Raw genomic sequence first — 21,986 nt, forward strand, 5'->3', positions numbered from 1 at the left:
ACACAATGCTGCACAAGCCGGCACATACTTGCACAAGCAAAATCAAAAACGCCGACATAACTCGAGGTTGTGTCGGCGTTTCTGCTCTAAAAACCGAATCGGGGCGGCGGGATTTGAACCCACGACCTTTTGACCCCCAGTCAAACGCGCTACCAAGCTGCGCTACGCCCCGTTTTTGGCGTTTATCGAAGATGTCGAGACGGCCCGGCCGAGGGGCGGCGGGCGGTGGGGGAAGCATGATAGCCCGTCCGTGACGGGCCGACAACTGGGGCGGGCGGGTGTTGTTACGGCACGAGGTCCAGGCACTGCTCGTAATAGTTGTACTGCGCGGCGACGGCGGGCTGGACATTGGTCACGGGGCGATAGCGGTCGACGTCCTGGCTGCTGATCCAGCGGACGGCTCCTTCGGCGAAGAGGCGGTTGTAGCCCAGGCCGCGGTGGGGCTTGTTGATGGTGCCGAGGATGATGCCGCCGCCGTTCCAGTTGTCCACACCGACGAAGTCGCTGTAGATGACGTTGTGGCTGAATTCGTCCATGCGCCAGTAATGCGTGCCGGTGCCGTACTTGAATTGAAGGGATCGTGCGGGGTAGGACGAGCGGAGGCGCGCGATGGAGTCTCCCTGGCCGTCGTTCCACGGATTGTCCGGCCCGTTGAAGGCGAGACTGTCGCGCTTGGGGTCGAGCGAGACGTCGAAGTACATGCCCGGGTCCTTGGAGTAGCGGAACAGATGGCCGAGGTTGACGGGATTGCGCTTGGTGGGGGTTGATGTGTCCCACATCCAATAGGTCACGAACGGGTTGGCTCCGCCGCCGTTGTAGGGGGGGATGTAGCCCTTGTATTCGACGCTGTAGGTGGTGACGCCGATGCCGATCTGGTGGAGGTTCGCGCCGCAGTGGACGATGCGGGCGGTGTCGCGCGCCTTGGTGAGCGAAGGGAGGAGAATCGCGATGAGCAGCGTGATGATGCTCACGACAACTAGCAGTTCGATCAAGGTAAAGGCATGTGCGTCACGAATGATCCATTTAGCGTCGGGGCTTGCCTCGCGCGTCGGGTGCATCGAGCCGCGCGGGGCAAGCCCCGCCGCTAAATGCGAATCGCGGAATGTGTGTTTCTTTTTCATTTGCGTCGGCGCATCGTCAAAAGGCCCATCATCGCCAGACCGGCCGGCAGAGCGGCGGGCGTGGGAATGACGTTAACGGAGACGTTGTCCACCAGGTACGGCGAGTCGGTCGTGCTGAAGTTCTGGAAGCGGACGTTGCCGATTTTGAAATTGGTTGTTGTGGGGTTGAACTGAAACAGCGAGAGCCCCGTCACGGTCTGATTGTTGAGCGTCACGTCGTAGTTGGAGCCGCTGGGGGCCATGTGGGCATGGACCACAAGCGTGTTGATGACGATGGACTCGGCGGCGGACCAGAGGTGGTCATCGCCGACATCGACGGTCGTGTTGGCGGTGAGCGACCCGAGGTTCACGAAGGCGGAGCCGTTGTAGGCCTGAAGCGCCTGATTGCCGTTGTCGAGCACGACCCGTAAGTTCATGCGGAGCGTGTTGTCGGGGGCACGGAGGGTCATGTTGAATGTGCGAGCGCCTTCGACCGTCGAGGCGAAGACGGCGAAGTCGGCCTTGATGACGACCTCGGCCTGTCCGGTGAAGCTCTGCGAGACGCCTGCGCCGGCGTTGGTGTCGTTGATGATCAATGACTTGGCGCCGGAGATGACGGACGTCGTCGTGATCGCGCCGGAATTGGGTTCCACCGTCCAGTTCGTCAGATTCGGGCTGCTTTCAAAATCGCCGTTTTGAATCAGACTGGCTTGCGCCGCGGCGGCGCCGAGGTTCAGAGCGATGATCAGGACAATTGCGTGAATGCGAATCATAAAACCCGGTCTCCGAAGTAGAAGTTTTCATCCTTTTCAGCGACGACGCCGACCGACGAGCATGCCCATCAATGCGAGCCCGGCCGGCAGTGCGGCGGGGGCGGGGAGGGCCGTGATGTGCACGGAATCGAGCGAGAAGCTTGTTACGTCGGAGCCGGTATTGGCGTTGATGCCGAAGTGCAGTTCGTTGGAGATGAAGTTGGTCAGCCCGTTGCGGTAGGTCAGATTGTCCGCCCAGAAGGAGTTGACGCCGTCGGAGATGTAGGCGGAGTAGGTTCCGGTGTTGGGGTTGAGGATGACCTTGAAGGAGTAGGTCGCGCCGGCGGTGAGGCCGAAGCCGACATCGACCATGTTGGTTTTGTTGAAGGCGGTGGAGCCGTTGTTGTCGAAGAAGTACCAGTCCTTCTCGAAGACATCATTGCCGCCGCTGTCGGCGCCGACGACGCCGATGAGCCAACTGTTGGAGGCGCTGGTGCTGCCTTCGAGCGAGTCGTCGCCGAAGAAGTTGATGCGGTTGTTGAAATTATTCATGGCATCGACGTCGGCCTGCGTGCCGTCGTAGCGCCAGGTCCACTCGATCATGTGCTGTTTGGACAGATCGACATCGTCATAATTGGTCATCTGCCGGCGGACGAGGCCGGTGCCGGTCTGCGTGACCTTCAGGTACGGATCGTTCGTGCCCGAGAGCGGAGCGGTGGTCGTCGTCGTGCCCGATCCGCCGCCAGTGTAGCCCCAGCCGGCGTTCCATCCATCGCCGGAGCCCGCGGTGGCGAAGCCGTCGCTGTCCTGATCGAAGGTTTCGTCGGACGAGTAGAAGTCGGCTTTGATGGCGGGGGCCTTGGTGATGCTCAGCGCGTCGAGCGAGAAGGGGTTTTCACCGCTGGCACTGCCCTTGGTGCCGAGTTGGATGTCGGTGAACTGCGAGCCGGGGCTCGACTGATTGCGGAACTCGTGATTGAAAGACGAGCCGAATTTTTGCCCGGTGTTCACATCGGTGATGACGACGGAGTAGGTTTTTTCGGTGGGGTGGAGCGTGACGGCCATGTGATAGACGTCGCCGGCGATAAGGGGGATGCCGGAGCTCAGGACGTTGGACGAACTGAAGTCATCGCTGGGTCCGCGGTCGTAGATGCCGAACTGCTGCGTCACGGGCGCGGTGCCGGCTCCGAGTCCGGACGCGGTGCCTGCGGCGATGATGATCCAACTGTCGGTATTGTTGGTGTCGGCGGTGAGCTGCTGCCCATTGCGGCCGAAGAAGGTGACGCGATCGGTGTTGGCGGTGAAGGTCGAAAGGTCGGCCTTATCCAGACGGAAGTCCCACTCGATGGTGTGCGAGCCGGTCGTCAGGACGTCGCCATTGTCGGTGTACTCGCGGGAGACGATGGCGTCGATGCCGCTGGGGACGAAACTCAGGTAATTGTCGCCGCCGTCGAGCGGAGTGGTGTTGACGATCGTTGCGGTCCCGCCGGACTTGGCCCATGCATTGACCCACCCGTCGCCGGCGGCGTCCGGGAAAGAGTCAGTGTCGAAATTCGCGGTGGTCTGAGCGGCCAAAGCGCCGAGGGGAGAAGTGAGGGCGAAAACAACTGCGATGGCCCATCGTTGTTGCTTGCTGCGGATCTTCATTCTGCGTTCTCCTTCGCGGGGGGTGTGGCGGTCTTCTCGGTTTCGTTGCTCTTCGGGGCGGCCTTCTCATCGGCCTCGTACAGGCGCACATCGCGGTAGTACGCGCTGCATCGCCCGGTCGTGTCGTCGTCGGCGACGAAGATCATGAAGTTCATCGTGCCGGTCATGTGCTTGCCGACGGGGATCGAATAATGCTGCCAGTCGATGCCGTCGTAATTGGCGTATTCCTCGATGAAATTCTTGATGTGCTCGCGGAACTGCACGAGGAACACCGGCGGGGAAATCGTGTCCAGTTCGGATTTGTTGGAGAATCCGATGCCGACGAGTTCGCCGACGCGGTCGGAGCGGAACTCGAAATCGAGCATCGTGTTGGGGGTGAACTTGTACTTGATGGGGATGGCTTTCCATGCGTTGCCGGCAAGCTGGAGGGTGCGGCCGTTGTGCATGACGACCGCGCCGGTGGGCCAGCCGTGCTGTCCGTCCTGCATGGGCACGTTGATGAGCTTCTTGCCGGTGAAGTTGATCGCATCCTTGGGGGCGGTCGTCAGATCGATCAGGTCGCCCGACGCGGCGGTGGCGGAGACGACATCGGCGAAGGGCACGGCGTCGAAGGGGATGTCCTGAATCAGGCCGGTCGCTTGATCGAAGGCCTTGGCCTGCATGCGCGACAGCCGCACACGCAGCGGCGGGGCGGTGGCGTCGGCCGGCTGGGGCACGCGCGCTTCGACCACGCCTTCAAACACATACACGCGGCTGAGCCCGTTGGCGCCGACGCTCACGCCGAATTCCGTCCCCAGGTCCACGACCGACACGGACGGCGCATCAATCTGAAAGCCCGTGTGCCCCGGTGCGACGCGGGCGACGATCGATCCGCTGTGCAGGGCCGCCCGGCTTTCAGACAGCAGATCGAACACCGCCGGGGCCTCGACGCGCATTTCCGTGCCATCGAGGAAATGCACCTGCGCGATGCCGTCGTTGAGCCGGTAACGACCGACATGCATGTCCGACCCGGGCATCGGCGGGTCCTGCACGTCCCACATCGCGCCCTGCGAAGTGAGCAGAATCGCCACCGTTTTCGCCGGCGTCGCGATCGGATCGACGCGGCCGATCGAACTGTAAATGCCGATCGCCGCTGCGAGACCGAGGATCAGCGCCGCGGCGATGGACATCTGCGTGCCCGAAAGGCGCCATCGGCTCGGGGCCTCCGCTTCGATTTCCGTGCGGCGGAGTCGTTTGGCGGGGCGAATCTCACCGGGCATCGGCGAGGAAAGCTCCGCCGCCTGCTCGAAGCGAAGCATGGCGTCCATCGTCAGCGTATCGATGTAGTGCGAGCGCAGCGCCGGGTCGTTGTGCAGCATCTCGGCGAGGCGCTGACGGTCCTCATCGGTCGCGCGCTCGTCGCAGATGGCGTTGATCAGACTGATCGCATCCGGCGGCATCGGGTTGTCCTCATGCTCGTGCATCACGCGTTTTCCTCCTGCTCCGCAATCGAACGCGTGCAGTCGATCAGCGCCTGCCGCGAGCGGTACAGCGCCTGCGAGATCGCGCCGACCGACTGCCCGAACTCGCGGGCGAGATTGGCGACCGATCCGCCGGGGCTGTAGCGGCGCTGAATCAATTCGCGATTGCGCGGTGAAAGACGCTTGAGGCAGCGATGCAAAAGACTCCGCTGCCGGTCATGCGCCGCCAGTTTCTTGGCCGACTCCTCAGCGATCTCGCCCAGAAGCTCGTCGTCGAAAATGAATATGCTGCGCTTGCGGTCGCGGGCGTAGGCGAGCACCTGAAAGTAAGCCGCCTTGCGGGCCCAGGCGATGAAGCTCGTCCCTTCGGTGAACTGCTCGGCCTTCTGCCAGAGCACCAGATTCGTCTCCTGAAGCACATCCGACGCCACGACGGGATTGCCCACCAGCGTCATGATGTAGGCGTACAACATGCTCTGATGCTCGGTAATCAGAGCCGCCATCCGGGTTGTGGAGGTGTCCTGTTCCAACGCGATCTCATCTCGCAAACAAACGGATACGACGCCTATCATGCTCTACTGCACGTTCGCCATTTCTAAATACCACTCGCGCGAGGCATCTCACGGCAAATTGTCAGCAAACGAAAAAAAATTCGATGGAAAATTCGGCGTAAGATTCGACGCAGGCGCGGTATTGAGTCATAGACACGCGACGATTCCCACCCGGATCAGGTGCAAGACATGCAAAATCGTAAGGTGTTATGGCGAAATCTGTTGCAATGCTCATTGGCCATCGCTGCGATCGGTTTGATCGCCGGCGGAGCCATCGCGGGGGACAAGGAAAAGGACGCGGCGGCGCAACATTACGCCGATCTGGTGGCGGCGGACGGGCCCGTGGCGTGGTATCGGTTCGAGGAGGACAAGGGGGCCAATCGCATACTCAACGACCGGCACACGCTGCTGGCTGACCGTGGGGACGGGCAGACGGTCGATGGCGTCGTGCTGGGCATCAGCGGCGCGCAGCCCGGCAACGGGTTCCCCCGTTTTGACGATCAGAACCGGGCCGCCCTGTTTGACGGGCAGGGCAGCCGCATCGTCATCGATGACCCCGGCGACAAGAGCCCGTTCGACTTCGACAATGGCGACACGATCACCCTCGAAGCATGGGTCGATCTTCAGCGCTTCAGCGGTTCGCAGATTCTCTACATCGTCGGCAAGGGCCGCACCGGACGCAAAGGCGTCACGCCGGACAATCAGAACTGGGCCATGCGCCTGACCAACCGCGAAGGCGAAGCGCTGCTGACGTTCGTGTATCACGATCGTGTGACCAATCAGGCCGACCCGTCCAGCGACTGGCACCGCTGGACGAGCGAGACGGGCGTGCCCGTCGCCACCGGCTGGCATCATCTCGTGCTCGTCTACCCCTTCGGCGACCCGACGGGCTTGCGCGGCTACATCGACGGCGAACCGGTCACCGGACTTTGGGACATGGGCGGACCCAGCACCGAGCCGCCCGTCATCGATAACGATCAGGTCTGGATCGGCTCGTCCATGGGCGGGTCCCCCAACAGCAGCTTCGACGGCGGGATCGACGAAGTGGCCATCTACCGCAAGGCCCTGACCGCCGACCAGGTCGCCGCCCGCTTCGCCTTCGAAGGCAAGCGCACGCCCAGCCAGCGCCTCGCCGACGCAAGCACCGGCGTCCTTCCGTCGCTGCCCGCGCTGCCCTCTGATCATGTTTACGTGCAGGTTATCGAAGGCCTTTCCGATCTGACATGGAAGTTCGACTCGTCCAAAATCCGCGTCACCGACGCCTACGAATCCGACGCCTTCGGCTTTCCCTTCATCACGCGCAAGTACAACAGCAAGGGCCTGATCATCGACCGCAGCGCGACGCAGATGCTCCGAGCCGCGGCGACGATTCACATGCCCGCCGGTGAACATGACCTGCTGCTCCGCTCGCTCAACGGCGCACGCCTCCTCATCGACGGCCACGTCGTCGCCGAGACGCCTTTCACGCGCGGCAGCGGCGACGGATATGAAAAAGTGCCCGATATGTCCGATGCTTTGGGCACGGGCATGCGCGTCCTCGCCGCCGGTCACGGGGAAAAAGTCTACACGTTCGTCTCCGATGGCCAGCCCCATGTGATCGAAGTCCGCGCCTTCCTCGGCGGAAAAAAATACCGCCCGGAGATCGGCGAACTGTCCGTCAGCACACGCATGGGTGACGATATGTTCTGCCTGGTCAGCCCGCGGGACGAAGTGCATGTTCAGATGACCGATGCGGACTGGGAGGCGTATGCCCGCGATGAGCAGGACCGCATGGTCGAACTTAACGCCCAGCGCCGCCGCGAAGTCGGCAAGGCCGAGGCGGCCTATTGGCAGCATCGCCACGACCTGACGCGCGCCGCCGTCGCCAAGGAGCCGCCCATCGACGTGCCCGCCGTCAAGAGCACCAGCGCCGTTTTCAACGATGTCGATCGCTTCATCGAGGCCAAGCTCGAAGAGCAGAACATCGAACCAGCCCCGCTGTGCGATGACAACACCTTCCTCCGCCGCATTTACATCGACACCGTCGGCGTGTTCCCTACGCCCGCCGAGATCAAGCGTTTTTACGCCGACCCGCCCGAGACGCGGCGGGTCAAGGCGATCGATCGCCTGCTTGCTGATCGGCGATGGGCGGACAACTGGGTTCCCTACTGGCAGGACGTGCTCGCCGAGAACCCCGCCATTCTCAAGGCGACCCTCAACAACACCGGGCCCTTTCGCTATTTCATCCGTGAATCGTTCATCGACAACAAGCCCATCGACCGCTTCACCACCGAGCTGATCATGATGGAGGGCTCGGAATACTTCGGCGGGCCCAAGGGTTTCGAGATGGCGACGCAGAACGACGTGCCCATGGCGGCGAAGGCCCACGTCGTCGGCCAGGCGTTTCTGGCCATCGAGATGAAGTGCGCCCGCTGCCATGACTCGCCCTACAGCGATGTCGTGCAGGAGGACACCTTCTCCGTCGCCGCTATGCTCAAGCGGGGCGGACAGAAAGTGCCGTTGACTTCGTCCATCCCGCTCGACCCCGAAGCCATCAAACGCCTCATCGTCGAAGTCACCCTCAAGCCCGGCTCGACCGTGCAGCCCAAGTGGCCCTTCGGCGAACTCATCGCCGCCGATGCGCCGCTGCCGGAGGGCATCGTGCGCGATCCGAAGGATTCCCGCGAGGATCTGGCCGCCCGCATCACCTGGTATCAGGACCAGCGTTTCGCCCGCGTGATCGTCAATCGTCTCTGGGCCCGCTATCTCGGGTTCGGCATCATGTCGCGCGTCGAGGACTGGACCGATCTCAAGCCCTCGCATCCGAAGCTGCTTGATTACCTCGCCCGCGAGCTGGTCACCAATGACTACGACCTCAAGCACATCGCCCGGCTGATCTTCAACTCCAACACCTACCAGCGGCAGATCGTCGCCGGCAAGTGCGAGCCGAATTCGGATAATGTGCACTACTTCGCTTCGCCCATGCACCGGCGCATGACCGCCGAGCAGATCGTCGATTCGATGTTCGCCGCCGTGGGCAAACGCTTCAAGAGCGAAATGCTCACCATGGACCCGGAGGATCGCCGGACCGCATCGGTGATGACCAACCTTGGCGCTCCGCGCTACGCATGGGAGTTCACTTCGCTTTCCAATGAGCGCGACCGCCCGTCGCTTTCGCTGCCGTATGCCCAGAGCGTCGTCGACGTTCTTTCGACGTTCGGCTGGAGGCAGTCGCGGCAGAACCCGCTCAATTGCCGCGACGACACGCCGACCGTGCAGCAGCCGGCGATACTCGCCAACGGCGTCGTCACCCGGCGCATCGTCGGCTTGAGCGATGACAATGCGCTGACCCAACTGGCCCTGACCGCGTCGACGCCTGAGGCGTTCATCGACGGCGTGTACGAACGGCTCATGACCCGTCCGCCGACGAAGACGGAGCGCGATGTGCTTGTGCCTTTCATCGCCGACGGGTTCGAGCATCGCCTCGTCGACGCTCCGCCGACCGGCGAGCGGCCGCTTCCGAATCGCGCGCTGGCGGTGTCATGGTCCAACCATCTGACGCCCGAGGCCAACGAAATCAAGCTCGAAGTCGAGAAGATCGCCCGCGAAGGCGATCGCCCGACCGCCCGGCTTTCGCCCGATTGGCGCATGCGGGCCGAGGACGCCGTCTGGGCCGTGCTCAACAATCCCGAGTTCGTCTTCATCCCCTGACTTGCGAGGTGCGTATGTCATCGCAACATTTGAATCGCCGCCGTTTCCTTGCCGCTTCCGCCGCCGCCTCGGCGTCCGCGCTGGCGGCGCCGTCGCTGCTCCGCGCCGCTGAGGCGAGCAAGTCGAAGGTCCCGCTGGGCAAGGCCGATCACTGCATCATGATCTGGCTCGGCGGCGGATTCTCGCAGATCGACACCTTCGATCCCAAACAGCTCGGCAATCCGGAAAAGAAGCAGGCCGGCTCGTACTACCCGAAGATCGCCACGGCCGTCAAAGGCGTCGAAGTGACCGAGCATCTGGCGAAGACGGCGAATCTGATGGACCGTTTCACCGCCGTGCGCACGGTGCATCATGAAGTCATCGACGAGCACGCCGCCGCGGTGAATCGCATGCACACCGGCCGCCCCACCAGCGGCGCGATCGTCTATCCGTCGATCGGCTCCATCGTCGCCGCCTGCAAGGGCGACGCCACCGCCTCTGTGCCGTCCTACGTCGTCGCCGGTTACCCGAACCTGACGCGCGGCCCCGGTTTCCTCGGCGCTCAGCACAGCTACATGTACCTCATCGACACCGACTCGGGCCCCGTCGGCCTGACGCGCCCCGATGACATTCCCGACGACCGCGCCGCACGCCGACAGGCCCTGCTCGGAAAACTCGAAGCCGGTTACACGCAGCGCATCGGCCCCGAAAAAGCCGTCGCCGCCTACAGCGCCACCAGCGACAAGGCCTTCCGTCTTTCCGGCCAGCAGTTCATGGACGTCTTCAATCTCAAAGAGGAATCCAAGTCGCTGCGCGAGTCCTACGGCGAGGAGTTCGGCCAGCGCTGCCTTCTGGCGCGCCGCCTGGTGCAGGCCGGCGTGAGCTTCGTCGAAGTCTCGCACAACCTCAACTTCGTCAACGGCACCGGCTGGGACGTGCACAACAAGGGCATCCTCAATCAGCATGTGCTCATCAAGCAGCTTGACGCCGCGCTGTCGACGCTCACGACGGACCTGGAGCGGTGCAAGATGCTCGACAAGACGCTGATCGTCGTCGCCGGGGAGTTCGGCCGGCCCGGCCACTTCGACGGCGGCGGCGGGCGCGGACATCACGGCAAATCCTTCACCGTCGTCCTCGGCGGCGGCGGACTCAATCACATGGGCGCCTACGGGCAGACCAACGAATTCGCCGAGGAAATCGTCTCCGACCCCGTCGGCGTCCCCGATGTTTTCGCCACGGTTTTCAACGCTTTGGGCATCAAGCCGTCCAAAACGCTGTATGATGGCGATCGCCCCGTGCCGATCACGGACATGGGCGCTCCCATCGCTCCGCTCTTTAGCTGACAATTCGGCCTGAACCCGCCAAGGTCACACAACCGGAACGCTCGTCGTTCGGGTTGTGTGATGCGCTTGCCGAATCGAGCGGAAACGAATGGGCCACGAAGGCGCGAAGACGTGAAGGAAGACAAAGACCATGATCTGAATTCAGGTCGATCGGTTTGCATTCCTTCGCGTCTTCGCGCCTTCGTGGCTACGTTCCGACCCCTCCCACGCGCTAATGGGTTGTCGCTACAATGCCGCCCATGATTCGCAAGCTTGTCATTCTCACCGAAGGCGCGTCGGACCCGATTGGGGCGAAGACGGCCGTGTGCATCCTCCGTTACCGCCGCGAGCAGGTCGTCGCGGTGCTCGATTCGACGAACGCCGGGCGGACGACGGGCGACGTGCTCGGCGTCGGGGGCGACCTGCCGATGATCGCGTCGCTCGATGAAGCCCCGGACGCCAACACGCTGCTGATCGGCATCGCCACCAGCGGCGGCAAGCTTCCGCCGCAGATGCGCACGACGATCATGAAGGCGATCGAGCGCGGGTGGAACATCGAAGCGGGGCTGCACCAGTTCCTGTCCGACGATGTAGAGTTCGTCGCCGCGGCCAAACGGAGCGGGTCCACGCTGCGCGACGTGCGCAAAAATTCGGAGCGCGACGTGTCGACCCGGCAGGGCATCGACGAACGCTGCCTGCGCATCGCCACCGTGGGACACGATTGCAGTTGCGGCAAGATGATCACGAGCGTCGAGGTCACCAACGACCTCGTCCGCCGCGGCGTCGACGCCAAGTTCGTCGCCACCGGCCAGACCGGCATCCTCGTCGAAGGCGACGGCTGCCCCATCGACTGCGTCGTCGCCGACTTCGTCAACGGCGCCGCGGAAAAGCTCGTCAAGGCGAACCAGCACCATCAGGTGATGCTCATCGAGGGGCAGGGCAGTCTGGTGCAGCCGCGGTATTCGTCGGTCACGCTGGGGCTTTTGCACGGGTCGATGCCGCACGGGATGATCATGTGCTACGAAGTCGGCCGCACGCGCGTGCACAACATGACGCACATCGAGATTCCGCCGCTGGAGTTGATCATCGAGACGTACGAGCGGATGGCGAACCTGATGCACCCGAGCAAGGTGATCGCCATCGCCATGAACAGCCGCAAATGCACCGATGACGAAGCAGCGGCGGAGCGCGATCGCATGAAGCATCGCTTTGGCCTGCCGGTGTGCGATCCGATTCGACACGGCCCCGGCGAGCTCGTCGATGCGGTGTTGTCGCTCAAAGCTCAATTGGGAAAGTGAACCGCCAAGACGCAGAGGACGCAGAGGAAAAATGCTATGAGGGATTTCTCGGCGTTCTCAGCGTCTCGGCGGCCAATCGGCTTGGTCTTTTCATCATGAAGCTCACCCTTCGCACCTACACGCTGCCGCTTGAGTACGCCTTCACCACGGCGCATCATTCCAAGACGCATGCGCAGACCGTGATTGTCGAACTGGCCGACGGCGAACTTCGCGGATACGGCGAAGCGCCGGACAATTTTTACTTCAATGCGACGCCCGACAAGACCCTCGCCGCGATCGAATCGGTGCGGGAGATTGTCGAACGCGCCCCGCTCGATCCCCGGAACTTTTATGAGGCGCTGCGCGAACCGTTGTCGCGACATCCGTTCGCGCTGTGCGCGCTGGATGAGGCGATGTGGGATATGCACGGCAAATCGATGGGCAAGCCGCTGTGGGAAATTTGGGGGCTTGCGGCGCCGGGCGGGCTGGTCAGCGATTACACCATCGGGCTCGACACGCTGGAGGCGATGAAGGGGAAACTCGCCGATCACGCGGGCTGGCCGGTGTACAAGATCAAGCTGGGGACGGACGACGATGTGCGGATCGTGCGCGAGCTGCGGGGGACGACGGACGCGGTGTTGCGCGTCGATGCGAACTGCGCATGGAGCGCCGAGCAGACGGTTGAGAACGCCGCGGCGCTGGCGGCATTGAACGTCGAGTTCATCGAGCAGCCGATGAAGGCGGACCAGTGGGACGCGATGGAGAAGGTCCATGCGGCGTCGGCGCTGCCGATCATTGCGGACGAGAGCTGTTTATCGATGGCGGATGTGGAGCGATGCGCGGGGCGGTTCGCGGGCGTAAATGTGAAGCTGACCAAGAGCGGCGGGCTGACGCCGGCGCTGGCGATGCTGCGGCGGGCACGCGAGTTGGGATTGCGAACGATGGTCGGATGCATGACGGAGACGACGATCGGCATCAGTGCGGCGGCGCAGCTTGTTCCGCTCCTGGACTATGCGGACATGGATGGGGCGACGCTTTTGGCGGAGGACGTTGCGACGGGGACGCGCCTGGAAAAAGGGCGCATCGTTTTTACCGATGCGCCCGGGTGCGGAGGGGAACTGGTTTGCTGAGTCGGCTCAGAGGGCCGGTGGCGGGCCGTCGCCGCGCGGGGGCGGCGGGGGGCCTTCGCGATCGGGCGGGCCATCGGGGCGCTGGCCGTCGCGCGGATGTTCATGGCGATCGCCTTCGCCGTCGACGTGCACGCTGATGTGCGCCTGGCGTTCGAGTCGGTTGACCTTGTCGCGGACCTCGGCGGGAATCTTGGCTCGTTCCTCTTCGGTGTTGATCGGGCCGTCGAAGAGGACCTTGCCGGCCTTGTCCTTGGCGACGAGCGAGCGCTTGCCGTCGTTGACGGTGATGGACAGGGTGTGATCATCATCGGAGTAGCTGAGCGACATGGACTGGACGCCGATGACGGAGTCGCCGGGGCCGCCGTGTTCGTGGCGTGCGTGGTCGTCGCCGGGGCGTCCGCCGTCGGCGCCGCCGCGCATCATGCCCGGTCCGCGCATGTTGCCCATCTGATTCTGCATGCGTTCGATGATGCGGTCGACCTGCTCGCGGCTGAGGCCGGATTCACGAAGCCGATCGCGCATTTCGTCGAGCATCTTGTTGCGCATCTCGGGGTTCATGGGCATCATGCCCGGACCCATCATGCGATGGTCCATTCCCGGACCGCCTGGCGCGCCAGGAGCGCCGTGCCCGTCATGACCATCGTGTCCATCACGCCCGCGGCCGTCAGGGCCCTGTCCGCCGGGCCCGCGCCCTTCCGGACCGCCGCCGGGACCGAACATCTGCATCGGCGGACGATCCTCGATCATCTTCTTGGCCAGCTTGGCGCTGACATCCTTGGCCTCGCCGGCATGGATGATCGTCAGCTTGACGTCCTGGCCTTCCTTGTGCGACTGGATGAGCGTGCGAAGCTGTTCGGGGTTGACGAGCAGTTGATCGCCGAGCTTCTGAAGGACGTCGAACCTGGCGATGCCGGCGGCGGCGGCGGGGGAGCCGTCCTCGACATACTCGACGAGCAGGCCGGTGCCTTCGGGGAGCTTGAGCTGCGCCGCCAGCGGGGCGGGCAACGGGCCGGTGGCGATGCCCAGGTACGTCACCTCGCGCTGGCGCGGGGGGCCATCGTGATCATGCCCGGGACCGCCCGGGCCTCCGCGTCCGTCTTCGGGTCCGCGCGGCGGACGACCGTCGCGCGGCGGGGGTCCGTCCTGAGGTCCGCCCTCCGGCGGCGGCGGCGGGGCGGCGAAGGCGAGCGACGTGCTGAGTGCGAACGTCACCACGGCGGCTTGTTTGAGCCAGCGATTCATGTCGAGTCCTTTCGGATGTTGGCCCGTCTTAATCGACGGACATGGCGGTTAAGATGACCGTCTGCGTGGGGATCGTCATCTCCATGCGGACGTTGTGAACGGGGTCAATCCACGCCGTGGTGCGAACGCTCTCGTGCACCACGGGAATCATCGGCACATTGTCATCGACGTAGACCAGGTCGCCGGGCGTGGCGGTTTCGTAGGTCGTGTCGATGCGGATCGGTTCGTCAGCGTCGAATTCGTCGGCCTGCGAAGCGGTCGTCGTGTTCTGGTCCGGCGCGGTGACGGGCGCGACGGCGACGGGGCGCGTCATCGGCTGCGTCGAAACGCCGGCGGTGTTGAGCATCATGGCGAAACCGATCGACGCGGCCATGGCCGTGCCCGCGGCGGCGAAGATCAATAGCGGACGCCATCGCAGCGGCGCCCCTGGAAGCGGCGGCTTGTTCGCCACCGTCGCCGACACACGCTCATCGAGCGATGCGGACGGCTTGACGAGCGGCTGGGCCTTGAGCAGGTTTTCGATGTCGCAGTTCATACGAGACTCTCCACGCTTGCACGCAGCCGGTCCAATCCCCGGCGGTACCGGCTGCTGATCGTCGACAGCGGCTCCTGATGCGCCGCGGCGATCTGTTCGAAGGTCAGGTTGCCGTAGAGCTTCATGACGATGACCTGTCGTTGGTCATCCGGTAATTGCTCCAGCGCTTCGCGCACCAGCCGATCCCGCTCCGCGTCGGCCGCTTCATGCATCGGCGTCGCCGCGGGCGAAACCGGGGCGGCGAAGATCGATGACTCACTGCGGTCCTTCGGGCGCCGGCGAAGCTGATCGATCGCGGCGTTGCGCACGGAGGCGAACACATACGCCACCGGATCCCCGCTCCGCTGGCTCGTCGAACGGCAGAGGCGAACGAACGCCTCATGCACCGCGTCCTCGGCGAGCTCCGGCCGACGCGTGATCGTCAACGCCAGCGTGAACAGGCCTTGGCGATGCTCGGTGTAAATCTGTTCCAGTCCGGCCATCCGCGGGTCCTGTCTGCGTGGCGCTTCTGAAATGAACACGCTGAGTCCGGCTCATTTTACGCAAGGAATTTTCGGGAAGACGACCTCCGCCCCGCCGATCCGACCGCCCGGTTTTCCGGTCAAGCGGCGGCGTCCAAACGCCGAAAAATGCTAGACGGGTCGTTCTATGCGCAAAGATCGCAACATTGTGCTGGTGGTGGGTGGCGGATTACGCCAGGATGTGGCGTTCGGCACGGGGACGTGGGCCGTACGGACGCCGAATCTCGACGCCTTCGCCGCCGACGGGCTGAAGCTGGGCCTGATGGCCGCTTCGCCGGCCGCCACGCCTTCGCTGGTGAGTCTTTTTACCGGGCTTCACCCCCGCCAGCACGGGTTACTGGACGAAGGGGCGACGGTGGGCCGGCTGCACGGCTGGCTCGGTCGATTCGTCGAAGCCGGCTACTACACCGCCGGCGTCGGCCGCGTCGCCCTCATCGCCGACCACCTCAACGAGGCCGCCGTCGTCAATGACATCGCCTCCCCGTGGTCAGGCCAGTGCGCCTACATGCGTTACCTCAAATCGCGCGGCCTCGTCGACCGCGTCACCAAGCAGCGCAACCAGCGATTCTCCACCAAGCCCTTCGCCTACGACAACTTCGGCCTGACCGCGCCCAGCGACGACGTCGACGGGTTCATCACACAACAGTCCCTCATGCTCATCGAGAGTCTCCCGCAGGATAAGCCCTGGATCCTCGTCATCGCCTACACCGGCCCCGGCAACGACCTGCCCGCGCCCCCGGCTTACCTCGCCAAGGTCAAGCCCGACAAACTTGGCGGCGGATTCGTCCCGCTCGATCAGCGCTCCAGCGACGACTACGCCGATTGTCCGTATCCCCGGGCGCTGTTGCAGCAACTCGATACGAAAACGATGGCGACGATCCGTCACCATTATCTCGGCCGTGTCGCCATGTTCGACAACATGATGGGCCTGCTCGCCGACACGCTCGACCGCTGCGGGCACGGCGAGCGGACATGGGTCGCCATCACGTCCGACCGCGGCAAGCTGCTGGGCGAACGAGGTCTGTTGGGGCATCGCTCGATGCTTCGACCCGCGGTCGAAGTGCCGCTGTGGCTTTTGCCGCCGCAGGGCGTCAAGCGATTCCCCGATCCGCCCCAGCACGGACTGATGAGCACCACCGACCTCGCCGCCACGCTCTGCATGATCGGCGCCGTCGACGCCCCGCATGGCTCGCGCGGTCAATGTCTTCTGCCGGCGATGCACAACCGCCCCGTCGGCCGCGAGTCCGTCATCAGCGAATACGGCACGCGGCTGCTGCTGGCCACGCAGCGGCACCGCGTCGTCTTCGACATCGAAACCGATCAGCCGCGCTCGCTCTTTGACATCGTCAAGGACCCGCGCCAGCAGAACGACCTCATCGGCCGCCCCGACGAACTGGTCCTGCTCGATATGCTGCGCTATCAGCTCGCCGGCGCGCTATTGCCGCTGCGCCCCACGCGCTGGGCGGCGTGAGGCCGTCGATAGAAATGACCAATGACCAAATCCCAATGACCAAAGGAATGCTCAAAGGCCCAATGTCAAAATGAAAGGCCGCAGGCCGTTCCAACCTTGGTCATTGGTGCTTGCACATTGGTCATTCCGCCCCGCGACCTCACGGCACGTAAATCTGCTGAAAATAATCGAGGTCCACGTTGTTGGGCGCGTAGGTGTAAAAGCCGGTGATCTTCGTCGTCGCGGGGTTCTGGAAGCGATAAAACTCGACGTGCCCGTCGCAGAAGCTCATGACGTTCGAGTCATCGAAGTGCCAGGACGCGGGCCAGTCGATCCAGTATTCCTTGTGGGTCGGATCGGTGGCGGGATAGATGGCCCACGCGCCGAGGTTCGCGCCGCGCGGGTCGGCTTCGTCGAGCGTGAGCAGGCGTCGCGATGCGCCGATGACGCTGCCCATCGACTGCACCGGCGTGATGTACCAGCCGCCGATGCCGCCGACGTACATGCTCATTGAATAGCTCCGCAGATATCCGCGCGGATCGACCGGGCAACGGTAAATGTCGACGTTGTTGAGATAGGTCCAGAGCTTGCCGTCCTTGAGGTCCTGCTCGGTTTCGGGGACATGTCCGCTGTGAGGATTGGTCCATGCGTATGTGCTATTGACGCTGCAGTGCGACCCGACAAGCTGGGAGTTGTTATCGGTGGCGTAGCTCAGCCATGCGACGGCGATCTGCCGCTGGCGCGCCATACACACGGCGGCCTTCGCAGTCTGCATCGACCGGCTCAGCGAAGGCAGGAGCATCGCCACCAGCAGCGCGATGATCGTCATCACCACCAGTAGCTCGATCAAGGTAAACGCGCATCTGCGTCGCATACGTGCTCTCGCATTGCCGCCGCTCAACGAGCGGCCCGTCCCGACCATCCGACCTGCAAAGCATTCGATCGACTCTCATCGATCGAACGCTGATTTCATCGCGCGCCGCCTGCTCGAAACGTTCGAGCTTGAACCCGCCAGAGTTCCCGCAGGCGCGCGATGCTTTTTACCGTCGTCCGCTCTTTCGCCGCGCCATGACCAGCGTGAGCGGCCCCAACCCCGCCGGCAGCGCCGCCGGCGTCGGGATCACGACGCCGAACGCATCGATCTCGATCAGCGCACTGTTGCGCAGGGTCGCGTCGACGGGGCGGAAATCGAATCGCAGTCCGCGCACGCCTTGGGCCATGTACGACAGGTCCGCCTTGGCGAGCGACGCCAACGTCACGGCGCTGATGTTGCCCGTGGCCGCGCCGATGAACAGGTACTGCCAGTTGGAGCCGTCGAGCGTGTATTCGACGTCGAAGTCGAGGATGCGCCGGCCGTCGGTGTTGTAGCCGAAGACATTGATCTTGTTGAGCTTCATGGTGTCCCCGACGTTGAGGCCCAGACTCGTGGCGTCATAGGTGATGTGCCAGACGGTCGTCGCGGAGGTGTCGGTGCCGATGACGCGATGCGAGAGACTGTTGGAGCCGATGCCGTCGGTGAGCATGGCGGTGTTGCCGGCCTGAAACCCCAGCGAGGACGTGCCGACTTTGCCCTGCAAAAGATCGATGCTCGACGGCTGTTCCGGGAGGCCGGCGCTGGTGGACGCGGCGGCGACGGTGCGAAGCGGGCCGGCGGAAACCTGCGTGCCTTCGACGCGGAATTCGTTGAGGCCGACGTAGTCGTTGGCCGTCCCGTTCCAAGTATTGAGCGGCTGAAGCTTGACGAAGCGGACGCCGGTGGCGGCGATGGTTTCGGTCTGCGCGGTGACGGCGCCGGTGGCCTGCGCGAGCGTGCCATTGGAGACGATGGTCGTGTAGTTGACGCCGTCGGAGGACACGAGCAGGTTGAAGTTCTTGATGCCCCGGCCGAATAGCCCCGACTGATTCATCTGCCAGATGTCGGCCTGCGTCAGATCAAAGACGCCCGGCAGGGTGAAGATGAGCGACTGGTTGGCGACGACGGGCGCGGCGCCGCCGGAATTGTATCCGACGCCGGCGTGCCAGAAGTTCGACCCGACGGCGAGACTCGTGCTGGCGGAGGTCACGCTCGCGTCATTGATGATGTTGAGCGGATGCTGACCATAGCCGTAGAACGAACTGCCGGCGACGCCGACCGGCGTGATCAGGTCGGCTCGCACGGCGGAGGCGATCAGCAATGCGACCGCGGCGACGGCGGCCCAGCGAAGCGGGGTCATCTTCAAACTCATGGCAATTCTCCTTTGGCGGGTTAAACGGAAACGGGAATCTGCGTCGATGGCACAGCCCACCACGCAGCGAGCGACTGCGTCGGCAGCGCCCGATCAAAAATGGCAAGTTCATCGATCGCGCCGCTGAGCGGGCGCGACAGCGGGCCGCCGCTCTGGCGGTACCAGCCGCCGACGGCGAATGCGTTGAGCGAGAGCGTGCGCCAAGCGACATTCGTCAGCGATCCGATCGCTTCGCCGTCGAGATAGAGCGTGACGGTGCGCTGATCGGGGTCGGCGATAAGGGCAAGCTGCATCCATTTGCCCAGATGATCGGGCAAAATGACCGGTCGGCTTTGCAGCAGGGGACCGCCCGCGCCGAGGCCGACGGTGACGACGCCGCGCTCGTCGAAATTCACATGCAGGCCGGTCGTGCCCCAGCCGTCGGTCTGAAGCAGCGCGCCAAGGTCCGGGCCGACTTTGTCAATGCGGACGGACATCAGCAGCGTCATCGCATGCACCGACTGCGACGGCAGTCGGCCGATCAGTGCGTCATTGACGCCGTTGAGCGCGATGGCCGAGGTATGAACGAGTCGGCCGGGCTCGATCACGCCGCCGAGGCGCTCCAGCGACTGATGATGCTCCGATTCGTCGGCGATGCGCGTCGCGGACACGGCGGCGGGACTGAATGCGTAGTACGCCAGCAGCGCGGGATCATGTCGAAATTCGCGGCTCGTCACGCGCCACCGTGCATAATCCAAAAGGTCGGCGGTGGTGCGGATCGCGCCGCGCTCGATCCGCCGCGAATCGCCCGCGGCGAGCATCGCCGGCGTCTGTCCATCGCCCGTCACCGCCACGTGCCCGTCGAGCACCGCGACGTCCATGACCTGCTGCTGATCCACGAACGCTTCGAATTCGGTGCCGAGGTCGATGACGCGAGCGCCGCGCGGGGCGTCGATGGTGAACCCGTGCGCCTGCGCGGGGACAATCGCGCTGAGCTGTCCGCCATGCAGAAAGCCCCGGTTTTCGCCGGTCATTTCGAACTGGCACGGCCCCGACAGGTCCACGACCGCGCCGGAGCGGAACATCACCTGCGCGTGCCCGGCTTCGAGGGCGAGCATGCCGGGCATCAGGTCCGATCCGAGCGACGGGGCGGCGGAGCTTCCGCTGAACTGTGCGTTGTCCGAAACATCCGACAAAAGCGCCACGGCCGCGAGCGCGTCGGGCGCGGTCTTGATCGCGGCGGGGCGGAACGCGATCGTCAGCGCGACCGCGACCGCGAGCGCGATCAGCGCCGCGGCGGCGTACCAGACGCTTCGCCGCGAAGCGCGGCTCAGCGTCGGCGTGGGTTTGCTACGGGCGACTTCCGCTGACCCCCACGCCGACGCTGAGCCCGCCTTGGGGCGAAGCGTCTGGTACGCGTCGTCGTCGTTGTAGCGCTCCAGCAGGGCGTTGAGTCGCATGAAACGGATGTACTGATCGCGTGCGTCCGGGTCATCGCGCAGCAGGACTTCGAGCGTCGCGACATCTTCGAGCGTGAGGCGATCTTCGACGCAGGCGGTGCACAAGCGCAGCAGTTCGCTGTTCATGCGTGCTGCCCTCCCGCGTCGAGTTTGCGGCGGATGCATTCGAGCAGGGCGACATAGATGCGCGACAGCGCCCGGCTCACCGCCGACTCGCTGCGGCCGACCGCATGCGCGACACTCCGATTCGTCGCCGCCGGCTCGTAACGCTGACGCACCAGTTCGCGATCCTGATCGGGCAGCTTGCCGATGCACTCATGCAGGGCCGCCCGCTCGGCGTCGAAGGTGTCCGTCTTCTCCTGCGTCTCGTCGGCGAGCGTCGCCATCAGCTCCGGGCTGAAGCACATGCGATCGCGCGCCCGCTGCTGGCGGTAGTACTGCACCTGATGAAAGACGATGCGATAGGCCCAGCGGTCAAAGTGCGTGCCGGGTTCGAAGGCGTCGAACTTGCGCCAGAGGACCGAGGCGACTTCCTGAAGCAGTTCCTCCGCATCGGTGCGGTTGAACACGAGTGTGCGGAGATAGGCGTAAATGCGCGGCTGATGCTCGATGAAGAGCCGCATGAAGGCGTCGTGTCGGTCGGGCTTGATATCCATGAACGTTCCGCGCTCCACCATGACATAGCGGAAACCACGGAAGTTTGCGGGTCAGCATCAAAAAAAGTTGAGTCAGGTGGCGGCGGCGGGCTCCGGCGTTTCGGCCGGCTTCTCGTCGGGCTTAGGTTGGCCCCCGCCCAGAGCGGCGACACGCTGGGCGGGGTCGCCGATATAAGTCACTTTCAGGCCGAAGTTTTCGCCGATTTTGACCGCCACGCCATTGCCGACCACCTTGTTGTTGACCATCAGATCCAACGGCTCGTCGGCGAGCTGGGGCAACTCAATGATCGCCCCGGGGATCAGGGCCAGCACGCGGGAGAGCGAAAGATCGCGGTGCCCGAGCCGCACAATCACCGGCACGCGCAACTTCAGCAAGGTTTGTACATCACGGCCCATGAAGGGCTTTATCGGACAGATCAAGGCGGGGGGTTGAATCGGGGGTCGGGGATCAGGGGTCGGGGATCAGGGATCGGGGGTTGGGGATCGGGGGTTGGGGATCGGGGATCAGGGGTCGGGGGTTGGGGATCGGGGTGAAAGGCACACGCCCCGCTGAAGCGGGGCGTGCCGCGCGCGGAATAGAGTCTGATCCCTGATCCCTGATCCCCTACACGCCGAACTGTTTGCGGATGACTTTTTCGAGGGCGTTGGGGTCGATGGGCTTGGTGAGTTTGGGGATGTGTGCCAAGTCGTCGGGCAGGCCCTGCGGGCTGGCGTAGCCGGTAATGAAGACGAAGGGGGTGTCGCGTTCCTTGAGGAACTGTGCGATGGGAGCGCTGGTGCCGCCGATGATGTTGATGTCGAGGATGGCGCCGGAGAGTTGGTGATCGCGGGCGAGGTCCATGGCCCGGTCGATGGAGGGCGCCGGGCCAACGACCTGGCAGCCGAGTGTGTCGAGCATGCGATTGAGCATGTTCGCGACGAGGTAATTGTCCTCGACGAGAAGGATCGTCAATTCGCGCTGAGACGGGTCATTCACTGGCGTGAATGTCGACATGTCATACACCACAGAT

19 protein-coding genes and 1 tRNA gene are annotated in these 21,986 nt (G+C 64.0%); 5 read left to right on the forward strand and 15 right to left on the reverse strand.

The genetic code is table 11. The features are described from left to right. Positions 1-98: 98 nt before the first annotated feature. From GC162_08680 to GC162_08705, 6 genes are all read right to left on the reverse strand, one after another. Positions 99-172: transfer RNA gene (locus GC162_08680), tRNA-Pro, on the reverse strand. Positions 173-284: 112 nt separating this feature from the next. Next, a complete protein-coding gene (locus GC162_08685; protein MBI1368711.1) occupies positions 285-1,121 on the reverse strand; it encodes a DUF1559 domain-containing protein in 837 nt (278 codons plus the stop codon). After that, the gene (locus GC162_08690) at positions 1,118-1,873 is read right to left on the reverse strand and encodes a hypothetical protein (GenBank protein ID MBI1368712.1); all 756 of its coding nucleotides are present in this window, start codon (positions 1,871-1,873) and stop codon (positions 1,118-1,120) included. The genes GC162_08685 and GC162_08690 overlap by 4 nt, the downstream gene beginning before the upstream one ends. 36 nt (positions 1,874-1,909) lie before the next feature. Further along, entirely contained in the window at positions 1,910-3,499 is a 1,590-nt protein-coding gene (locus tag GC162_08695) for a hypothetical protein (protein ID MBI1368713.1), read from the reverse strand. Continuing rightward, positions 3,496-4,965: a hypothetical protein gene (locus GC162_08700; GenBank protein MBI1368714.1), complete on the reverse strand. Its 1,470-nt coding sequence runs from the start codon at positions 4,963-4,965 to the stop codon at positions 3,496-3,498. Before GC162_08700 ends, GC162_08695 begins: the two co-directional genes overlap by 4 nt. Then, complete coding sequence (locus GC162_08705; protein MBI1368715.1) at positions 4,962-5,531, reverse strand: sigma-70 family RNA polymerase sigma factor; 570 nt, start codon at positions 5,529-5,531, stop codon at positions 4,962-4,964. The genes GC162_08700 and GC162_08705 overlap by 4 nt, the downstream gene beginning before the upstream one ends. Before the next feature lie 168 nt (positions 5,532-5,699). Between GC162_08705 and GC162_08710 the strand changes: the two genes are divergently transcribed. The 4 genes from GC162_08710 (at position 5,700) to GC162_08725 (ending at position 12,908) form a co-directional block, all read left to right on the forward strand. Beyond that, entirely contained in the window at positions 5,700-9,200 is a 3,501-nt protein-coding gene (locus GC162_08710; protein ID MBI1368716.1) for a DUF1553 domain-containing protein, read from the forward strand. Between the two features lie 14 nt (positions 9,201-9,214). Beyond that, entirely contained in the window at positions 9,215-10,522 is a 1,308-nt protein-coding gene (locus GC162_08715; protein MBI1368717.1) for a DUF1501 domain-containing protein, read from the forward strand. 239 nt (positions 10,523-10,761) lie between these two features. Continuing rightward, positions 10,762-11,799: a DUF1611 domain-containing protein gene (locus tag GC162_08720; protein ID MBI1368718.1), complete on the forward strand. Its 1,038-nt coding sequence runs from the start codon at positions 10,762-10,764 to the stop codon at positions 11,797-11,799. Between the two features lie 95 nt (positions 11,800-11,894). Continuing rightward, the gene (locus tag GC162_08725) at positions 11,895-12,908 is read left to right on the forward strand and encodes a dipeptide epimerase (protein MBI1368719.1); all 1,014 of its coding nucleotides are present in this window, start codon (positions 11,895-11,897) and stop codon (positions 12,906-12,908) included. Between the two features lie 6 nt (positions 12,909-12,914). Here the strand turns inward: GC162_08725 and GC162_08730 are convergent, their stop codons facing one another. From GC162_08730 to GC162_08740, 3 genes are read right to left on the reverse strand one after another with little or no spacing between them, the layout of a single operon-like run. Further along, a complete protein-coding gene (locus tag GC162_08730) occupies positions 12,915-14,150 on the reverse strand; it encodes a PDZ domain-containing protein (GenBank protein MBI1368720.1) in 1,236 nt (411 codons plus the stop codon). A 28-nt stretch (positions 14,151-14,178) separates the two neighbouring features. Beyond that, a complete protein-coding gene (locus GC162_08735; protein ID MBI1368721.1) occupies positions 14,179-14,685 on the reverse strand; it encodes a hypothetical protein in 507 nt (168 codons plus the stop codon). Further along, positions 14,682-15,167, reverse strand: a complete 486-nt coding sequence (locus tag GC162_08740; protein ID MBI1368722.1) for a sigma-70 family RNA polymerase sigma factor — start codon at positions 15,165-15,167, stop codon at positions 14,682-14,684. Before GC162_08740 ends, GC162_08735 begins: the two co-directional genes overlap by 4 nt. A gap of 166 nt (positions 15,168-15,333) precedes the next feature. Here GC162_08740 and GC162_08745 point away from each other — a divergent pair, with 166 nt between their 5' ends. Next, positions 15,334-16,677 (forward strand): sulfatase-like hydrolase/transferase, encoded by a 1,344-nt coding sequence (locus tag GC162_08745; protein MBI1368723.1) that lies wholly within the window; start codon positions 15,334-15,336, stop codon positions 16,675-16,677. A gap of 139 nt (positions 16,678-16,816) precedes the next feature. Here the strand turns inward: GC162_08745 and GC162_08750 are convergent, their stop codons facing one another. The 6 genes from GC162_08750 to GC162_08775 form a co-directional block, all read right to left on the reverse strand. Next, entirely contained in the window at positions 16,817-17,578 is a 762-nt protein-coding gene (locus tag GC162_08750; GenBank protein MBI1368724.1) for a prepilin-type N-terminal cleavage/methylation domain-containing protein, read from the reverse strand. 118 nt (positions 17,579-17,696) lie between these two features. Continuing rightward, entirely contained in the window at positions 17,697-18,881 is a 1,185-nt protein-coding gene (locus GC162_08755; GenBank protein MBI1368725.1) for a hypothetical protein, read from the reverse strand. 20 nt (positions 18,882-18,901) lie between these two features. Further along, positions 18,902-20,446, reverse strand: a complete 1,545-nt coding sequence (locus tag GC162_08760; GenBank protein ID MBI1368726.1) for a hypothetical protein — start codon at positions 20,444-20,446, stop codon at positions 18,902-18,904. Further along, entirely contained in the window at positions 20,443-20,997 is a 555-nt protein-coding gene (locus GC162_08765) for a sigma-70 family RNA polymerase sigma factor (GenBank protein ID MBI1368727.1), read from the reverse strand. Before GC162_08765 ends, GC162_08760 begins: the two co-directional genes overlap by 4 nt. A gap of 51 nt (positions 20,998-21,048) precedes the next feature. Next, complete coding sequence (locus GC162_08770; GenBank protein MBI1368728.1) at positions 21,049-21,372, reverse strand: hypothetical protein; 324 nt, start codon at positions 21,370-21,372, stop codon at positions 21,049-21,051. Between the two features lie 208 nt (positions 21,373-21,580). Beyond that, positions 21,581-21,970 carry a response regulator gene (locus GC162_08775; GenBank protein MBI1368729.1) on the reverse strand — a complete coding sequence of 130 codons (390 nt, stop codon included), beginning with the start codon at positions 21,968-21,970 and terminating at the stop codon, positions 21,581-21,583. Positions 21,971-21,986 lie beyond the last annotated feature (16 nt).

This window comes from Planctomycetota bacterium (genome assembly GCA_016125255.1).
GTDB lineage: Bacteria > Planctomycetota > Phycisphaerae > Phycisphaerales > Zrk34 > RI-421.